This is a genomic window from Polaromonas sp. (assembly GCF_030680935.1).
In the GTDB taxonomy this organism is placed as follows: domain Bacteria; phylum Pseudomonadota; class Gammaproteobacteria; order Burkholderiales; family Burkholderiaceae_C; genus Polaromonas.
Genome location: NZ_JAUXUP010000078.1, coordinates 44,135 through 59,484, shown reverse-complemented (window position 1 = coordinate 59,484; position 15,350 = coordinate 44,135). Strand labels below are relative to the sequence as shown.

Below are 15,350 nucleotides of genomic sequence, written 5' to 3'. Positions count from 1 at the left end.
TCCATGAGTTTCCCGAGTTTCAACCTGCTCGCCCAGTCCATCCTCTCGGGGATCTTCATCGGCGGCCTCTATGGCCTGATCGGTCTCGGCCTGGGTCTGACCTGGGGCATGCTGCGCCAGATCAACCTGGCCCACTTCGGCCTGGTGTTTCTGGCCGCCTATATGAGCTACCACATGGCCACGGTGTGGCATGTGGACCCCTTGCTCACATTGCTGATCCTGCCGCCGCTGTTTTTTGCATTCGGTGTCGGCATGCAGTGGGTGTTGTCGCGTTTTGCGATCTCGCCTTTCAACTCGCTGCTGGTCACCTTCGGCATCACGGTGGTCATGGAAAGCATCATCCAGGCGATCTGGACGGCCGACTTCCGCCGGCTCGAGACGCATTACAACGACCAGAAGTTCATCTTGGGATCGCTCTACATTCCTGTGCCGGAACTGGTGACCCTGGTGATTGCGGTGAGCCTGTCGCTGCTGATCTGGGCGGCCATGCGTTACACCGACCTCGGCAAGGCCTTGCGCGCCATGGCCGAGGACGGGCCGATTGCCTCGGCTTTTGGCATCAACCAGAAAGGCATGTCGCTGATGCTGGCCGGCATATGCGCGGCGCTGGCAGCCGTCGCCGGGATCTGCCTGGCCCTGACCTTCACGCTCACGCCGTCGCAGATTTTTGCCTGGGTCGGCGTGGTGTTCGCGGCGGTCATGCTCGGTGGCCTCGGCAGCGCGCTCGGACCACTGGTGGCCGGCATCATCATCGGTGTCAGCGAAGCCATCACCATGGCGGTGGCCGCGCCTTCATGGGCGCCCATCGTGAGCTTTTCACTGCTGATCGTGATGCTGCTGTTTCGTCCCGGAAAGCTGTAGTCATGAACAAGACCATCATCGGCATCCTCGGTGCGGGGGCGCTGCTGGCCAGCGTGCCCTGGCTGGGCCTGCCGTCCTTTTACGAGTCCTTTTTGTACCTGCTTTGCCACTGGATGATCCTGGCGCTGTCGTGGAACATCCTGTCTGGCTACTCGGGCTATTTTTCCTTTGGCCACGGCGCGTTTTTTGGTATCGGCATGTACACCTCGGCCGGACTCTCGGCCAATTTGAACTGGCCTTTTCTCTGGACCTTGCCAGCCGCCGCGCTGCTGGCGGCGCTGCTGGGCATGGCGCTGGGCGCGGTGGTGTTTCGCGTCAAGTCGGTACGCGGCGAGCTGTTTGCACTGCTGACGCTGGCCATCACCTTTGTCGTGGGCACCATTGTGCTGAACACACGCATTGACGGCGGACCCGGCATTTACCTCAACGCGGTGGCGATACCGGCCCTTGGTCCGACAGCGTCCTCCTCGATTTACCTGATGGCGCTGATCGGTGCGGTGGCCACCCTGCTGATTTCTTACCGCATCCATGTGTCGCGGCTCGGTTTGGGTCTGTTTGCGATCCACGATGACGAGGACGTGGCCGAGGTCATGGGTGTGCCGACCTTTCGCTACAAGCTGCTGGCATTCGGCATTTCCTGCGCGCTGGCCGGCCTGGCCGGCGGCATTCACGCGCTGTTTGTCTCCTACGTCACAGCCGGCGAAACCTTCACCATCGTGGTACCGCTGACCGTGGTGCTCATGAGTGTGCTGGGCGGCACGCGGCATTGGGCCGGCCCGGCGGTGGGCGCGGTGGCGATCACTTGCCTGATGTATTTCTTCACGGCCGGCAACAACCCGATTGCCGGGAAGGCGGCGGTGGGCGTGATTCTGGTGCTGGTGATCCTGTTCATGCCCAATGGCATCCTCGGCTACTTCCTCAAGCGCACGGCGGGCAAGCGCTCGGTGCCACCGGCAACAGCGGCAGCCGGGCCGGAGGCCACGGCACCGGCCTCCAGCGGCAAGGTGCTGCTGGACGTGCGTGAGCTGTCCAAGGCTTTCAAGGGCGTGCAGGCCCTCGACGGCGTCACGCTGCAGGTGCACGAAGGCGAAATCCTCGGCCTGCTGGGTCCCAACGGATCCGGCAAGTCGACCTTCATCAATGTGGTCAGCGGGCATTTTCCGGCCACCGGCGGGCAGATGCTTTTTGAAGGGCGGCAGCTGGCCGGCCTGGAGGCGCACAACATTGCGCAGGCCGGCATTGCGCGCACCTACCAGATCCCGCGGCCCTTCGCGCACCTCAGCGTGCTGCAGAACGTGTCGCTGGTAGCGATGTTCGGCGGCGCTGCGCTCAACCACGAGCAAGCGACGGCCGAGGCCTGGAAGTGGCTGGCCTTCACCGGCCTGCAGGACAAAGCCGACGCCCTGCCGGACGACCTGAACCTGCACCAGCGCAAATTTCTTGAGCTGACCCGCGCGCTGGCCTCGCGCCCGCGTCTGGTGCTGCTCGACGAGGTGTTGTCGGGCCTGACGCCGGGCGAGATCAACGAGGCGATCACGCTGATCCGCAAGATCCGCGACCGCGGCGCGACCATCGTGTTTGTCGAACATGTGATGCGCGCCGTGATGGCGCTGGCCGACCGGGTGGCGGTGCTCAACCACGGCAAGCTGATCGCCGTGGGTCCCGCGCAGGAAGTCATGAAAAACGCCGACGTGGTCAGCGCCTACCTGGGGACACCCCATGCTTGAAGTCAACAATATTCTGGTCAACTACGGCGCAGCGCCGGCGCTGTGGGGCGTGACGCTCACCGTCCAGCCCGGTGAGCTGGTGTGTGTGGTCGGCCCCAATGGCGCTGGCAAGACCACGCTGATCAACGCGATTGCAGGCATGCACCGCGTGCGCGGAGGCAGCCTGCGCTACAACGGCAGGGACGTGACCCAGTTGCCAGGCCACCGATTCTGCGCGGAGGGCATTGCCATCGTGCCGGAAGGCCGGCGGCTGTTCACCCAGATGACGGTGCTGGACAACCTCGAACTCGGCAGTTTCATCCCCAAGGCCAAGGCGCACCGCCGGGTTTCCCTGGAGCAGGTGCTGTCGCTGTTTCCGGCCCTCAAGGTCAAGCTGGACAGCCCGGCCGGTGCCTTGTCGGGCGGCCAGCAGCAGATGGTGGCCATCGGCCGCGCGTTGATGGCGCAGCCCACGCTGCTGCTGCTGGACGAACCTTCACTCGGGCTGGCGCCGGCCATCGTGCTGGACATGTTCCGCGCCATCCGCCAGATCAATGCGCAGGGGACCTCGGTCCTGCTGGTTGAGCAGAACGTGGCCATGGCCATGGAAATCGCCAGCAGCGCCTATGTGATGGAGGAGGGCCGCATCGTCGCGGAGGGTGCGGCCAGCGAGTTGCTCACGCGACCGGAAATCCAGAAGGCCTACCTCGGGCTGGAAACCCAGGAGTGACTACCTGCTGCTGTGCGCTCAGCCCGGGGTGCTACTGAAAATATAGCTGTTTGCGACCACCCGGTAGGGGCTGGAGTCTGATTTGATGCATAAACATCAAACCGGCGGCGCGTTGCAGCGCGCGCGGGGCGTGCCGCGCAAGGCTGATAATCGCCCCTTCTGCTCGTATTTGCCTGCCTGCCAGTGACCTTTCCTCTCATCACCGATCCATTTTTCTACGCCGTTGCGGTTCCTGCCGTCATCCTGATGGGCGTCAGCAAAAGCGGCTTTGGCGCCGGCTTCGGATCGCTGGCCGTGCCGCTGATGGCGCTGGCGGTCACCGTGCCGCAGGCAGCGGCCATTCTGATGCCCATCCTGCTGCTGATCGACATCCTGGGCATGGCGGCCTTCCGCAAAAATTTCGACATGCGGCTGGTGAAGTTCCTGCTGCCCTTCGGCCTGCTCGGTACCCTGGTCGGTACGCTGCTGTTCAGCATCATGCCGGCCAACGTCGTGGCCGGCCTCGTTGGCGCCTTCACGCTGCTGTTCCTCGCGCAGCGACTGGTGTTCCCGCCCAGGCCCGACAGCCCGCCGCCGCCGCGCTGGCTCGGAGCGCTGCTCGCGGTGACATCGGGCTTCACCAGTTTCATCTCCCATGCCGGCGGGCCGCCCATCAGCGCCTATGTGATCCCGCTGCGGCTGGCGCCGTTGACTTTCACCGCCAGCCTGGCGTTTTTCTTTTTTGTCATCAACCTGTCCAAGTGGATTCCGTACGGCCTGCTGGGCCTTCTGGACCTGCGCAACATGGCGACCTCGCTGGTGTTGCTGCCGCTGGCACCGCTGGGCGTGTGGGTCGGCGTGCGCCTGGCCCGGCGGATTGATCCGGCGCTGTTTTACCGGATTCTTTATGTCGGCATGTTCCTCACCGGCATCAAGCTGCTCTGGGACGGACTGCGGTAAAAGCAGGGGGGTAAAACTTCACGCTGGGCTAGGGCCAATATCTGTGAAAATCCCCCACATGTCTGCAAATGCGCACCCGTTACGACCCGTCCTGTCCGAAGTGGCAGTTGACGGGTTGTACCCGGCGCACTGTTTTCCGTCATGACCACCGTTGTTTTTGCAGACCTCGTCGGCAGCACCAGCATGTTCGAGCGTCTGGGCGATGAGACGGCCTCGCGTTTTGTCACCCAACTGGTAGGGGCCTTGAGCCAGATTTTTGAGCAGAACAACGGCCGTGTCGTCAAGTTGCTGGGCGACGGCCTTTTTGTGGTGTTTCCGCAAGAAGGCGACGCGCTGGCAGCCTGTATCAGCATTCAGAAGCGTTTTCTGGATCAACCGATACGCCCCGGCGGTAGTGGTGCGCCGGTGCAGATGCAGATGGGCATCGAGTCCGGTGAGGTCGTCGAGATCGACGGCGACTGCTTCGGCGACACCGTCAATTCAGCGGCGCGTCTGGCAGACCTTGCCGGCGCGGCGCAAATCCTCACCACCCAGAATGTCTGGGCTGCCCTCGGGCCCTTGCAGCGCGCATCACTGCGCAGCCTGGGGCCCATGCACCTGCGCGGCAAGTCAGAAGCCAGCCATGTGTACCGGGTAGAGTGGCAAAGCGGCCGTGACGAAGACGCCACCATGATGGGTCGGTCCATGTTGTCCGATGCGGCGCCACAGGTGCTCAAACTGGTGACCGGGGACCAGACGGTAGAGCTACAGGCCAAAAGCGCCAAAATTTCGCTGGGCCGGGGTCTGGATGCGGCCTTGACCCTGAACGATCCGCGTGTGTCCCGCATGCATGCCACGCTGGAGTGGCGCGGCGGGCAGTTTGTGCTCAGCGATGCATCGAGCTATGGCACCTGGGTTTATTTTGGCAACCAGAGTGAAGCGGTGGTGCTGCGTCGTACCGAGTGTTATCTGGTGGGCAGCGGGCAGATCAGCGCCGGCTGTGAGCGCAAGGACGGCAGCCCGCTGGTCAGCTTTTCAGTCGGCAGCTGAGAGGCCCCCCCCGGGGACGATTCCGGGTCACGGGCTCGTACTAGAATCAAATTTCGTTTCCAGACGTAATCGCACGCCCCATCGCCACCTCCCATGAGTTTGAACAAGCTTGGTCGTTACGACATCATCCGTGTGCTCGGCAAGGGCGCCATGGGGTTGGTGTATGAGGCGCGCGATCCGAATCTGGACCGCCGCGTGGCGATCAAGACCATCAAGGTCGAGAATCTCTCCGAAGAGGCGGCTGCAGAATACGAGGCGAGGTTTCGCACCGAGGCCCGGTCTGCGGCCCGTCTCCAGCACCCGAACATCGTCAGCGTCTACGACTCGGACCGGCATGGCGACATGGCTTACCTCGTCATGGAGTTCATTCAGGGCGAAGACCTCAAGCAGCATCTGGACAGCGGCAAGCGCTACTCCCTGACGCAGTCGCTCGGCATGGTGGCCGACCTGCTGGCAGCCCTGGACTACGCCCACCGGCAAAACATCGTCCACCGCGACGTCAAGCCGGCCAACCTGCTGATCGAGTCCAGTGGCCGGGTCAAACTGACCGATTTCGGCGTGGCGCGCATCCAGGACTCTGGCGAAGCCACGCGAACCCAGGGCACCATGGTGGGCACGCTCAAGTACATGTCGCCCGAACAGGTGCAGGGCGTGCCGATTGACTCGCGCGCCGACCTGTTTGCGGTGGGTGTGGTGCTGTATCAGCTGCTCACCGGCAAGCGGCCTTTCGATGGCGACACCGACTTCGCCATCATCCAGCAGATCGTCGGCCACACGCCGGCGGCGCCCAGCACCTTCAGCGGCTCGTTGCCTGCAGCCATTGATGCCGTGCTGGCGCGTGCGCTGGCCAAGAAGCGCGAGCAGCGTTTTGCCACGGCGCAGGACTTTGCCATCGCCCTGCAGGAGGCCAGCGGCCAGGCCTTGGACCCCACGGTGGTCCCGCCGGTCAGCCAGCCCGGCAGACGTGGGGGCACGGCCACGGATACCGGCATGCAGGCCTCGCGCGCGGGTGGCTCGACCGTCCGGCTCAGCAGCTCGGGCACCGACACCGGCTCAACCGTGACCCAGGAGCTGGAGCTGGTGTACTGGAAGGACATCAAGGACTCGGAGGACCTGGAAGACCTCGAGGGTTTCCTGGGCAAGTTTCCCTATGGCATTTACGCAGACCTGGCGCGCCGCCGCCTGAGAAAACTCGGCGGTGGGGTGCTGGCCGATGGATCGGGTACCGGGTCTGAGGCGACCACGCTGGTCGGCTCGCCCGGCGAAATCAGCGAGTGGACGCGCTTGCAGGTTCAACACGGGCAAACAGAAGCGCCGCGCGCAGCTGCGCCAGTCGCGGTCGGGCCGTCTGCCAGCACACCGGTGGTGCCCGGCGTTGCCATCGCCGCTGCTGCGCCACTGACCGGAAGCAATCCGGCTTCTGGTACAGCGGCGGTCGCCGTGGACTCGCCTCAGTCCTCTGCGCCGGACAGCGAAACAGGCCCCGGCGCTGAGTCCGGCAGTCTGTCGCAGGCTGAAATCGGGGCGCCGGCTGAACCGACCGCCGGGGCTGGGACTTCTGCCGAAACCGCGGAAACAAGCGGGCGGCGCCTGAAAATGTCGGGTATTGTGTTGGCCGGTGTGGCGCTTCTGGTGGTCTCGGTAATGGCTTTCAAGGGCTTGTCTGGTTCTTCTGCGCCGTCACCAGCGGCGCAGGTCGACGCTCCTGCATCGGTCCCAGGATCTGGGGCAACACCGTCTGCGGATGCAACAGCGGCAGGTCGTTCAGCTCCGGCAGCCGTCCTCCCGGCCAGCGCGAACGCTTCCGCACCAACCGCCAAACCGGTTGCCAAACGGGTGACCCCGTCAGTGCCTGAAAAGCCGGTCGGCGCCAAGCCCCTGCCGATCAAACCAGCCAGCGGCGAAGGATTGGCGCCCCCCGCCTCCAGCGCGGCGCCAGCGGTGGCGACCAGTCCGGCTGCACCGACCAACCCCCGTCAGGCCTGCGACAACCGGGTGCTTTTCGGCTTTCAAAGCTGCATGAACGAGCAATGCGCCAAGCCCGCTTTCAGCAAACACCCGGTCTGCGTCGAGCGCAGCAATCATGAAAAACTGCGCCGGGAGGCGCAGGAACAGCGCAATTGAGGCGCGCGGACTGCTCATAAAAATATAGCAGCCTACGCTTACCTGTAAAGGGCGAACGTCTGTTTTTATTCGCTTTTCGGGTCTTTGGCGGCGTGGGCTTGGACGATGGCAGAGCTGCCGTTACCATAGTATGGAAATTTCAGGAGTTTTCGTATGCCTGTGCTTGTGATCGCCAATCCGAAAGGCGGCGTCGGTAAAACCACGCTGGCCACCAACGCTGCGGGTTACTTTGCCAGGCAGGGCCATGCGGTCATGCTGGGTGATGCCGACAGACAGCAGTCGTCTCGCCTGTGGCTTGGCCTGCGTCCACCTGCGGCCCGGCCGATTGCAACCTGGGATGTCAACGCCGACATGATTGTCAAACCGCCCAAAGGCACGACCCATGTGGTGCTGGACACGCCCGGCGGCTTGCACGGCTGGCGCTTCAACGACGTGATCAAGCTGGCCGACAAGGTGATCGTGCCGCTGCAGCCCAGTGTTTTTGACATTTTTGCGACGCGAAATTTCCTTGACCAGCTGGCCGAGCACCGCCATGCCGGCAAAATCCAGGTGGGGATAGTCGGCATGCGGGTGGATTCACGCACCATTGCGGCCGACAAGCTGCGCAGCTTTGTGGACAGTCTGGGCCTGCCGGTGCTGGGCTATCTGCGCGACACGCAAAACTACATCCACCTGGCGGCACGCGGGCTGACGCTGTTTGATGTGGCACCCGGCCGGGTCGAAAAAGACCTGGAACAGTGGGCGGCCATCTGCCGCTGGCTGGATCAGTAAGCCTGCGGACCTGATGTCGCTCGCTGGACAAGCCCGCCGCTGGGCGGGCGTTAAAGTTGGCGCATGAAAACTTTTCAGACTCTTTCCGAGCTGGCGGCCTGTGTCGGCCAGGAAGTCGCGGTGAGCGACTGGCTCACGATCACCCAGGCGCAGGTCAACCTGTTTGCTGAAGCCACCGGGGACCATCAGTGGATTCATGTCGATCCTGAAAAGGCCAAAACCGGGCCTTTTGGCGCCCCGATTGCTCACGGTTTTCTGACCTTGTCGCTGCTGCCAAAATTTTTCGAATCTTCGTTCGAGATCGTGCAAAGCCGCATGGGTGTGAACTACGGCCTGAACAAAGTGCGCTTCACCGCGCCGGTGCCCGTGGGCAGCCGCTTGCGCGCCCGCATGACCCTGCTGGCCAGCGAACCGATTGACAACGGTGGCGTGCAAATGGTCTGGCAGGTGCTGGTCGAGCGCGAGGGCGCGGACAAACCGGTGTGTGTAGCCGAGTCGCTGGTCAGGCGTTACCCCTGACCGGGCCTTGAGACGGCGCTGAAACGACGGGCGTTCCACAATTACAAAAAAGCCCGCTGCAGTGATGCGGCGGGCTTTTTTGCGGGAGCGCAGAGGCTCCCGGCGTGAGCGGCGTGCAATTACATGTAGCCGATTTCGCCCTGGGGGATTTCCCCGTTGCGCAGGGCCGAGATGGCTTCAGCGCGGACGTCGCTGCGGTCCAGTCCAGACTTTGTCACGCCGATAAAGCCGGTGCTGCCGTTGTTGACCTTCACCGGAGTCAGGGCTTCTGCCTTGACTTCGGCCACCGAGCGGGTGGAGTTGAAGTTGATCGCAAATTGCGAACCATCGGCCTCGTCGGCGTGGGCGCCAAAAGCGGCAAAGGCGGACAGGGCGGCTACAGCAAACAGTTTCGTGGTTTTCATGATGAATCCTTTCAAGGGTTGGTACAGGGTTCCGGACAGGGTGGGCATCATCGTTCCCGTCTTGTCCGGTTTCGCTGAGGCCGTAAGTGGCTCATCGATGGATTGAACTTTAATCCTTGAAAGGCTAAATTAAAACTACACAGTCATCAATTGACCGTTTCAGTATTTGCAATAGTAAATATTGTTCGATACAATTTGTTTCATGGATCGTTTGAACTCGATGAAGGTGTTCCAGCGCGTCGTGGACGAGGGCGGCTTTGCTTCTGCGGCGCGGGCGCTGGACATGTCCCCCGCAGGTGTGACGCGCATGGTGGCGGCGCTGGAAGAGCATCTGGGCGTGCGCCTGCTCCAGCGCACAACCCGCAAGCTGGCGCTCACTGACGCAGGAGAGTCTTACCTGCTGAGGGTACGAAGCATTTTGCATGAGGTGCAAGACGCCGAGTCCGCTGCAGCAGCACATACGCGCGAGCTGCAGGGCACGCTCCACGTGCTGGCCACCCCCGTACTGGCTTCTTACTTTCTGTCGCCACGTATCGCTACCTGGCACACGCGCCACCCCAAGGTGTTGCTGGATCTGCAGATTGACCCCTTTCCGCAACCGCGCGTTGAGGAGTTTGACCTCACCTTCATGGTGGTGGACGAGGGTTTTGATGGCGATATCGTGGCGCGACCACTGGCCACTACCGACTGGATTGCCTGCGCCTCGCCCGATTACCTCCAACGGATGGGCTTACCGCAATCGCCTGCCGAGCTGGGCAAGCACACCTACCTGAAGTTTCAGTGGCCCCAAAACTCCGGTCATTACGGCCGATTGACGCGCCTGCGGCCGGTGCAGGGCGGTGAGGCGGTGGAGGTGGATCTCAAGCCAGCGCTTCAGACCACCAGCTTCGACGTGCTTTTGCGTGCCGCGCTGGATGGCGCCGGGGTCACCTTCCTTTCGCGCCTTCTGGTGGCCTCGCACATTGAACGAGGCACGCTGGTGCACCTTTTGCCCGGCTGGATATTTGGTCGCTTCACGATTTATGCCGCACTGCCGACCCGCAAGTTCATGCCGGCGCGCACCCGCGCCTTTCTCGATTTTCTGGCGGAATTTGCGCCGCAGGGCGGTCCCAAAGCCTAGAAAATTGGTTGGCGCTTGTTGCCTGAGGATTCAGATATGCACCAGCTGGGCTGGCTCAATCCAGCCCGCAAAGCCCGCCAGCAATGTATTGATGCGTTTGGCCGCTTCCGCCTGCCCGTGCAAACGGGAGATGCACAGATGCACGTCGCTGCGCAACTGCCAGAGCTCGGCGGGGGTTTCGGCCAGGTTGATTTTGAAGATCATGCGCTGCGCGCCGACGCTGGCGCTGCAATCGTGCAGCGTTCTGTGCATTTGTTGCCTGATCTGCTCCAGAGGGAGCCTGGTGTGCGACGCGGACACGCCGGAATCGGCCTGCAAGGTAGAAAAAATAGAAGGTGGAGACATATCAGTCCTGAAACGATCTGGCGGATTTGTGAGCCGCGAGAAAGGGAATTTCGTGGCCTCCCCGGTAGGAGCGGCCAGAGCGAGGCGTGGGATCAAGTATAGGGAGCAGCCTGCATCCGATTGGATCGGCACCCCTAAAAACGGGTGCATTTCGACTGCTGATCCACAAAAGAAAAACCCGCCCGGGGCGACCGGACGGGTGAGCCTGTCAACGGCGCAAAGCCGCGGGCGCGGGATTTACATGTAACCAGCTTCGCCGTGGGGAATCTGGCCCAGACGAACGGCTTCCGCAGCCTGGGCGCGCACAAGCGTACGCTCCGTGCCAGACGCCGCACGGGCCAGCACGCGCGAACCTGCGGGCTCCTGGCTGTGCGTGGTGACCTTGTTGACGGCTTCGGCCTGTACTTCCGCACGGCTGCGATTACTTTCGACCTTGACGGCAAATTGTGAACCGTCAGCTTCATCGGCGTAAGCGCCGAAAGAAGCCACGGCGGCGATTGCTGCAACAGCGAAGAGTTTGGATGTTTTCATGATGGATTCCTCTCAGGGGTTAATAAACATTTCCGGGCATGGCGGGCATCGTTGACCCCGTCTGTCCAGCCTCGGTGAGTCTTTTATTGGTTTCGGCTCATCGATGGGGTGAACTTTACTATTGCGATAATCAAAGAAAAATAGCAATACAATCAATATGTATTTGCTGAATAAGAAACAATAAGCGCTTGAAATTTAGGTAATTACCCTATGGATCGACTTTTATCCATGCGCGCCTTCCAGCAAGTGGTCGACGACGGCGGTTTTTCCGCAGCGGCCCGTACGCTGGGTATGTCGCCGGCGGTGATGACGCGGTTGATCACTGACCTGGAGCAGCACCTGGGTGCCCGACTGCTGCAGCGCACCACCCGCAAGCTGTCGCTGACGGAGGCTGGCCAGTCCTACCTGCTGCGGGTGCGGCACATCCTCAACGACGTGGATCAGGCTGAGGCCTCCACCCGGCAACAGACTGATGAGCTGGCCGGTTTGCTGCGTATCCACACCCAGCCAGTGATGGCGGTGCACATCATTGCGCCGTTGGTGGCCGAGTTCCGGCGCCGCTATCCGAATGTGGTGCTTGACATCACCGTGGACTCTCCGCTGGTGCCACCGATCGAGGACTACGACCTGACGATTCTGGGCGCCGGGCGGCTGTATGACGCCAATGTGATCGCACGCCCCGTGATTGTCTCGGAGGGCTTGTTGTGTGCCTCGCCGCGTTATTTGCGCTCAGCGGGCACGCCGCGCCAGCCCGCTGACCTGAAAAGCCACGCCTTGCTGCGGCTCACGCTTCCCGGCATCCGGCAGCGCGAATGGCAGCTGATCAACCCCGACGAAGAAGACCGGGAAATGGTGGTCGAGATCAAGCCGGTGATGATGGCCAACCACAGCGATACCTTGCTGCGCGCCACACTGGACGGCACGGGCATCAGTGCACAGCCGCTCGACCTGGTGGCCAACTACCTGCGGGACGGGCAACTGCGGCGTGTGCTGGCGCCCTGGATCACGGGCCGCTTTACGCTTTACGCCGCCTTGCCAAGCCGCAAATATGTGCCGGCCCGGGCCAGGGTGTTCATGGAATTTTTGATCGAACAGACACGTCTGAAGGCGGCCGAAGCGGAGCGAACCTGGCCTTCCCGCGTAGGTCAAAACGTGTCGCCCTAGGTTTGCTTAGCCGGCGAGGCAAAGTGATTTTGCCGCCAGGCTTCAAACACTGTCACCGCCACCGCGTTGGACAGGTTCAGGCTGCGCTGTCCGGCCAGCATGGGCAGCTTCAAGCACTGTGACGGCGCAAAAGTTGCGCGCACTTCGGGTGGCAATCCGCGGGTCTCCGCGCCAAACACCAACCAATCCCCCGGTGTGAAAGGCGTGAAGTGCACAAACCCCGAGCCGTGCGTGGTCATGGCAAACATCCTGAGCGGATCCGGTCGCGCTTTGTCCATAAAAGCCTGCCAGTGGGCATGGCGCGTAAGCTCAGCGTACTCGTGGTAATCCAGTCCGGCGCGCCGCATGTGTTTGTCGTCCATCGAAAACCCCAGCGGCTCGACCAGATGCAGCCGGCAGCCGGTGTTGGCGGCCAGGCGTATGACGTTGCCGGTATTTGGCGGTATTTCGGGCTCGACCAGAACGATATTGAACATGGCCCGATTGTCGCCCGCCATGGGCGCGAGTTCTCTTCAATCAAGCCGGGGCCGCAGGTGCGCCTTTGCCGGCCCGCAGGCGCAGCGCTCCCCAGGGGGCAGGGCGGTACACGCGGTGAGCAACCGTGGGGGCCATCATTCGGTTCGCGCGAATACGACGCCGGTGACTTCACTTGCGCCGGCATCACGCAATGCGCGAGCCGCAGCGAACAGTGAAGCGCCGCTGGTCATCACGTCATCGACCAGAACGACACGTCGGCCTTCGAGTCCGGCCCGGCGCAGCGGTTCGACGACAAAAGCGCCCTCGACGTTTTGTAGCCGAGCATGGCGTTCCAGCCGGGTCTGCGGCGGTGTGTCCTTGATGCGCAGCAACAGACCTGCATCGGACTTGGCCCGCGCGCCGCTTTGCGCGCCAAGTGCCTTGGCAAGCTGCCAGGCCTGGTTGTAGCCGCGTGACTGCAAGCGCTGTGCAGACAGGGGAATGGGAAGCAGCCAGTCATCGGCCTGCAGTCCGGCCAGATGTGCGGACAGGCCCGGCGCACGCATCAGCAACTCGCCGAATACCGAAGCCCAAGCCGCATCGGTGCCGAACTTGTAGCTGGCAATAAGTTCGGACCATGGAAAGCCGTAACTTACCGCGGCAAAAGCAGCATGCAGGGGCGGTGACTGGCGCACGCAGGCAGCGCACTGGCTGAGCCCGCCGGACAGCGCCAGCGCGCAGGTGCGGCAGCGCGGCAGGATTTGCACAAAACGGCCGATGCACGGCGCACACACACGGCGTGCCGGCCAGCTGTGACACACCGCGCACTGGCTGGCAAGCGAGGGAAACAGGCGCAAGGCCGGTTCGATCAAGCGCAAAAGCGGTTGCAGTGCCATCGTGTCAATATACTCGGCGCTCACCTTCACCGCTCACCCCTCATCAGCTCCATCCCCCACGCCTGACTCTTCATGTCTGCCAATCGTCCCCCCACCGTAGACCCGGTTGCCGCTGAGCGCTGGCAGCGCATTGCGCCAGCGGCAGCGCCCTGGTTGCATGAAGAAGTCGCGCGGCGCATGCTGGAGCGGCTGCAGTGGATCAAGCTACAGCCGCGCGCCTGGCTGCACTGGGGGGCGCTGCGTGGCGGCTTGCAGGCGCAATGGGCGATTGCAGCGGCCTATCCTGCTGCAAAGTGTTTTGTGGTTGAAAGCCAAACAGAACATGCGCATGTAGTTATGAAAATAACAGCAATTCCATGGTGGAATCCGAGGCGCTGGCTCGCGCCGGCGGTGGTTTTTCAAGCGCCGCAAGCTGCCAGCATGGACATGCTCTGGGCCAACATGGCGCTGCACGAGTCCGCCGACCCGCAGGCCTTGCTGGTTCAATGGCACCAGGCACTTCGGGTCGGTGGCTTTGTGATGTTTTCCTGCCTGGGGCCGGACAGCGCGCGCGAGCTGCGCGAGATTTATCAGGTGCTGGGCTGGCCGCCGGCGAGCCATCAATTGACCGACATGCACGACTGGGGCGACATGCTGGTGCAAACCGGTTTTTCGGAACCGGTGATGGACATGGAGCGCATCACCCTGACCTACGAGACGCCTGAGCGGCTGTTGCAGGAGTTGCGCGAGCTGGGGCGCAACTACCACCCCGAGCGGTTTGGTGCGCTGCGCGGCCGCGGGTGGAAAAAGCAGCTGCTGCAGGTGCTGGCGCAGCGCTTGCCGCGTCAGGCCGACGGCAGGCTGGCCTTGACCTTCGAGGTCATTTACGGACACGCGCTCAAAGCGCAGCCCAAAGTCAGAGTCAGCGCGCGCAGTGCGGTGTCGGAGCAGGACATGCGCGCCATGCTGCAGGGCGCGCGCAGCAGGCCATGATGCCGGACCGCAGCGTTTTGGTCTGCGTTCCTCGCAGCAGACCAGCTTAGTCGGGTTTCAGGGGGGAATGCGGGCCTGGGCGGGGTAAACCCGGCTACAATTCAAAGTTGATTTTTGGGCATGTTCCCGCGCACCGCGCCGCCGAGACTGTTTGATCGGCGGCAATTTTTTTGAGTGTTGACCCGTGACGCACCCCATCCCGGCGTTCCGTTTCACCGCTGTACCCGACCAGGGCCAGCAGGCGGCTCAGTGGCTGCTCAGGCGCAACTGTTCGGTGACCCCGGTTCAACTCGCGTTCCTGTATGCCTCTTTGTGCATGGTCTCACTGGGCATTGCAGGAGTCTTCTGGGCGCAGGGCGTCCGGATCGTCATGCTTTTTGCCCTGCTGGAGCTGGCGGCGGTCGGTGTGGCTTTCCTGGTGTATGCCCGCCATGCCACGGACGGCGAGCGTATTGTGTTGCAGGGTGCCCGGCTGGTGGTTGAGCTGGAAAGCGCAGGGCGCCTGGAGCGGGCAGAGTTCAATCGCGAGTGGGTGCGTGTGGAGCCAAAAAGCGGCGATGGTTCACTGATCGAGGTATCCGGTCAGGGGCGTTCGGTGCGGGTGGGGCGGCATGTGCGTCCCGAATTGAGGCCGGCATTGGCACGGGAAATTCGCTACGCACTGCGTGGCTGTTGAGTCCGCAACGGGGACATGGCATCAGGCCGGAGCGTGGCTCTGGAGGGCGCCAAGGGTAACTTTATAATCAGGCGCTTAATCAGTCGGTAATTGAGGCATTAAAAGTG

The 15,350-nt window shown here is 62.6% G+C and carries 17 protein-coding genes; 12 read left to right on the top strand and 5 right to left on the bottom strand.

Annotated elements, in window-relative coordinates; genetic code table 11:
* Window positions 1–3: 3 nt before the first annotated feature.
* The 8 genes from Q8L50_RS18340 to Q8L50_RS18305 all read left to right on the top strand — a co-directional run bounded on the left by Q8L50_RS18340 (window position 4) and on the right by Q8L50_RS18305 (window position 8,679).
* Window positions 4–861: a branched-chain amino acid ABC transporter permease gene (locus Q8L50_RS18340; RefSeq protein ID WP_305350066.1), complete on the top strand. Its 858-nt coding sequence runs from the start codon at window positions 4–6 to the stop codon at window positions 859–861.
* 2 nt (window positions 862–863) lie between these two features.
* Entirely contained in the window at window positions 864–2,588 is a 1,725-nt protein-coding gene (locus Q8L50_RS18335) for a branched-chain amino acid ABC transporter ATP-binding protein/permease (RefSeq protein ID WP_305350065.1), read from the top strand.
* Window positions 2,581–3,297 carry an ABC transporter ATP-binding protein gene (locus tag Q8L50_RS18330; protein WP_305350064.1) on the top strand — a complete coding sequence of 239 codons (717 nt, stop codon included), beginning with the start codon at window positions 2,581–2,583 and terminating at the stop codon, window positions 3,295–3,297. Before Q8L50_RS18335 ends, Q8L50_RS18330 begins: the two co-directional genes overlap by 8 nt.
* Window positions 3,298–3,480: 183 nt before the next feature.
* The gene (locus tag Q8L50_RS18325) at window positions 3,481–4,236 is read left to right on the top strand and encodes a sulfite exporter TauE/SafE family protein (RefSeq protein WP_305350063.1); all 756 of its coding nucleotides are present in this window, start codon (window positions 3,481–3,483) and stop codon (window positions 4,234–4,236) included.
* A 141-nt stretch (window positions 4,237–4,377) separates the two neighbouring features.
* A complete protein-coding gene (locus Q8L50_RS18320; protein WP_305350062.1) occupies window positions 4,378–5,265 on the top strand; it encodes an adenylate/guanylate cyclase domain-containing protein in 888 nt (295 codons plus the stop codon).
* 93 nt (window positions 5,266–5,358) lie between these two features.
* Complete coding sequence (locus Q8L50_RS18315) at window positions 5,359–7,389, top strand: serine/threonine-protein kinase (protein ID WP_305350061.1); 2,031 nt, start codon at window positions 5,359–5,361, stop codon at window positions 7,387–7,389.
* Window positions 7,390–7,542: 153 nt separating this feature from the next.
* Window positions 7,543–8,160 (top strand): ParA family protein, encoded by a 618-nt coding sequence (locus Q8L50_RS18310; protein WP_305350060.1) that lies wholly within the window; start codon window positions 7,543–7,545, stop codon window positions 8,158–8,160.
* 63 nt (window positions 8,161–8,223) lie between these two features.
* Complete coding sequence (locus Q8L50_RS18305) at window positions 8,224–8,679, top strand: MaoC family dehydratase (RefSeq protein ID WP_305350059.1); 456 nt, start codon at window positions 8,224–8,226, stop codon at window positions 8,677–8,679.
* Between the two features lie 119 nt (window positions 8,680–8,798).
* On the opposite strand, the gene Q8L50_RS18300 is transcribed toward Q8L50_RS18305, so the two are convergent.
* A complete protein-coding gene (locus Q8L50_RS18300; protein ID WP_370869838.1) occupies window positions 8,799–9,083 on the bottom strand; it encodes a DUF4148 domain-containing protein in 285 nt (94 codons plus the stop codon).
* 202 nt (window positions 9,084–9,285) lie between these two features.
* On the opposite strand from Q8L50_RS18300, the gene Q8L50_RS18295 reads away from it, so the two are divergent.
* A complete protein-coding gene (locus tag Q8L50_RS18295; protein ID WP_305350058.1) occupies window positions 9,286–10,203 on the top strand; it encodes a LysR family transcriptional regulator in 918 nt (305 codons plus the stop codon).
* 30 nt (window positions 10,204–10,233) lie between these two features.
* On the opposite strand, the gene Q8L50_RS18290 is transcribed toward Q8L50_RS18295, so the two are convergent.
* The gene (locus Q8L50_RS18290; protein ID WP_305350057.1) at window positions 10,234–10,455 is read right to left on the bottom strand and encodes a hypothetical protein; all 222 of its coding nucleotides are present in this window, start codon (window positions 10,453–10,455) and stop codon (window positions 10,234–10,236) included.
* 330 nt (window positions 10,456–10,785) lie between these two features.
* Entirely contained in the window at window positions 10,786–11,079 is a 294-nt protein-coding gene (locus Q8L50_RS18285) for a DUF4148 domain-containing protein (RefSeq protein ID WP_370869837.1), read from the bottom strand.
* Between the two features lie 210 nt (window positions 11,080–11,289).
* On the opposite strand from Q8L50_RS18285, the gene Q8L50_RS18280 reads away from it, so the two are divergent.
* Entirely contained in the window at window positions 11,290–12,243 is a 954-nt protein-coding gene (locus tag Q8L50_RS18280) for a LysR family transcriptional regulator (protein WP_305350056.1), read from the top strand.
* Here the strand turns inward: Q8L50_RS18280 and Q8L50_RS18275 are convergent.
* Together Q8L50_RS18275 and Q8L50_RS18270 are read right to left on the bottom strand one after the other, a co-directional pair.
* Window positions 12,240–12,719, bottom strand: a complete 480-nt coding sequence (locus Q8L50_RS18275) for a tRNA (cytidine(34)-2'-O)-methyltransferase (protein ID WP_305350055.1) — start codon at window positions 12,717–12,719, stop codon at window positions 12,240–12,242. The two genes, Q8L50_RS18280 and Q8L50_RS18275, sit on opposite strands and share 4 nt — an antisense overlap.
* A 135-nt stretch (window positions 12,720–12,854) precedes the next feature.
* Window positions 12,855–13,595: a ComF family protein gene (locus tag Q8L50_RS18270; protein WP_305350054.1), complete on the bottom strand. Its 741-nt coding sequence runs from the start codon at window positions 13,593–13,595 to the stop codon at window positions 12,855–12,857.
* A 72-nt stretch (window positions 13,596–13,667) separates the two neighbouring features.
* Between Q8L50_RS18270 and Q8L50_RS18265 the strand changes: the two genes are divergently transcribed.
* Window positions 13,668–14,567 carry a biotin synthase gene (locus Q8L50_RS18265; RefSeq protein WP_305350053.1) on the top strand — a complete coding sequence of 300 codons (900 nt, stop codon included), beginning with the start codon at window positions 13,668–13,670 and terminating at the stop codon, window positions 14,565–14,567.
* A gap of 184 nt (window positions 14,568–14,751) precedes the next feature.
* The gene (locus Q8L50_RS18260; RefSeq protein ID WP_370869836.1) at window positions 14,752–15,243 is read left to right on the top strand and encodes a DUF2244 domain-containing protein; all 492 of its coding nucleotides are present in this window, start codon (window positions 14,752–14,754) and stop codon (window positions 15,241–15,243) included.
* The last annotated feature ends 107 nt before the right edge of the window (window positions 15,244–15,350 follow it).

Coding starts and splice junctions, on each gene's coding strand:
- Q8L50_RS18340 (WP_305350066.1), top strand. CDS start 4: ATGAGTTTCCCGAGTTTCAACCTGCTCGCCCAGTCCATCCTCTCGGGG.
- Q8L50_RS18335 (WP_305350065.1), top strand. CDS start 864: ATGAACAAGACCATCATCGGCATCCTCGGTGCGGGGGCGCTGCTGGCC.
- Q8L50_RS18330 (WP_305350064.1), top strand. CDS start 2,581: ATGCTTGAAGTCAACAATATTCTGGTCAACTACGGCGCAGCGCCGGCG.
- Q8L50_RS18320 (WP_305350062.1), top strand. CDS start 4,378: ATGACCACCGTTGTTTTTGCAGACCTCGTCGGCAGCACCAGCATGTTC.
- Q8L50_RS18315 (WP_305350061.1), top strand. CDS start 5,359: ATGAGTTTGAACAAGCTTGGTCGTTACGACATCATCCGTGTGCTCGGC.
- Q8L50_RS18310 (WP_305350060.1), top strand. CDS start 7,543: ATGCCTGTGCTTGTGATCGCCAATCCGAAAGGCGGCGTCGGTAAAACC.
- Q8L50_RS18305 (WP_305350059.1), top strand. CDS start 8,224: ATGAAAACTTTTCAGACTCTTTCCGAGCTGGCGGCCTGTGTCGGCCAG.
- Q8L50_RS18300 (WP_370869838.1), bottom strand. CDS start 9,083: ATGAAAACCACGAAACTGTTTGCTGTAGCCGCCCTGTCCGCCTTTGCC.
- Q8L50_RS18295 (WP_305350058.1), top strand. CDS start 9,286: ATGGATCGTTTGAACTCGATGAAGGTGTTCCAGCGCGTCGTGGACGAG.
- Q8L50_RS18290 (WP_305350057.1), bottom strand. CDS start 10,455: ATGCACAGAACGCTGCACGATTGCAGCGCCAGCGTCGGCGCGCAGCGC.
- Q8L50_RS18285 (WP_370869837.1), bottom strand. CDS start 11,079: ATGAAAACATCCAAACTCTTCGCTGTTGCAGCAATCGCCGCCGTGGCT.
- Q8L50_RS18280 (WP_305350056.1), top strand. CDS start 11,290: ATGGATCGACTTTTATCCATGCGCGCCTTCCAGCAAGTGGTCGACGAC.
- Q8L50_RS18275 (WP_305350055.1), bottom strand. CDS start 12,719: ATGTTCAATATCGTTCTGGTCGAGCCCGAAATACCGCCAAATACCGGC.
- Q8L50_RS18270 (WP_305350054.1), bottom strand. CDS start 13,595: ATGGCACTGCAACCGCTTTTGCGCTTGATCGAACCGGCCTTGCGCCTG.
- Q8L50_RS18265 (WP_305350053.1), top strand. CDS start 13,668: ATGTCTGCCAATCGTCCCCCCACCGTAGACCCGGTTGCCGCTGAGCGC.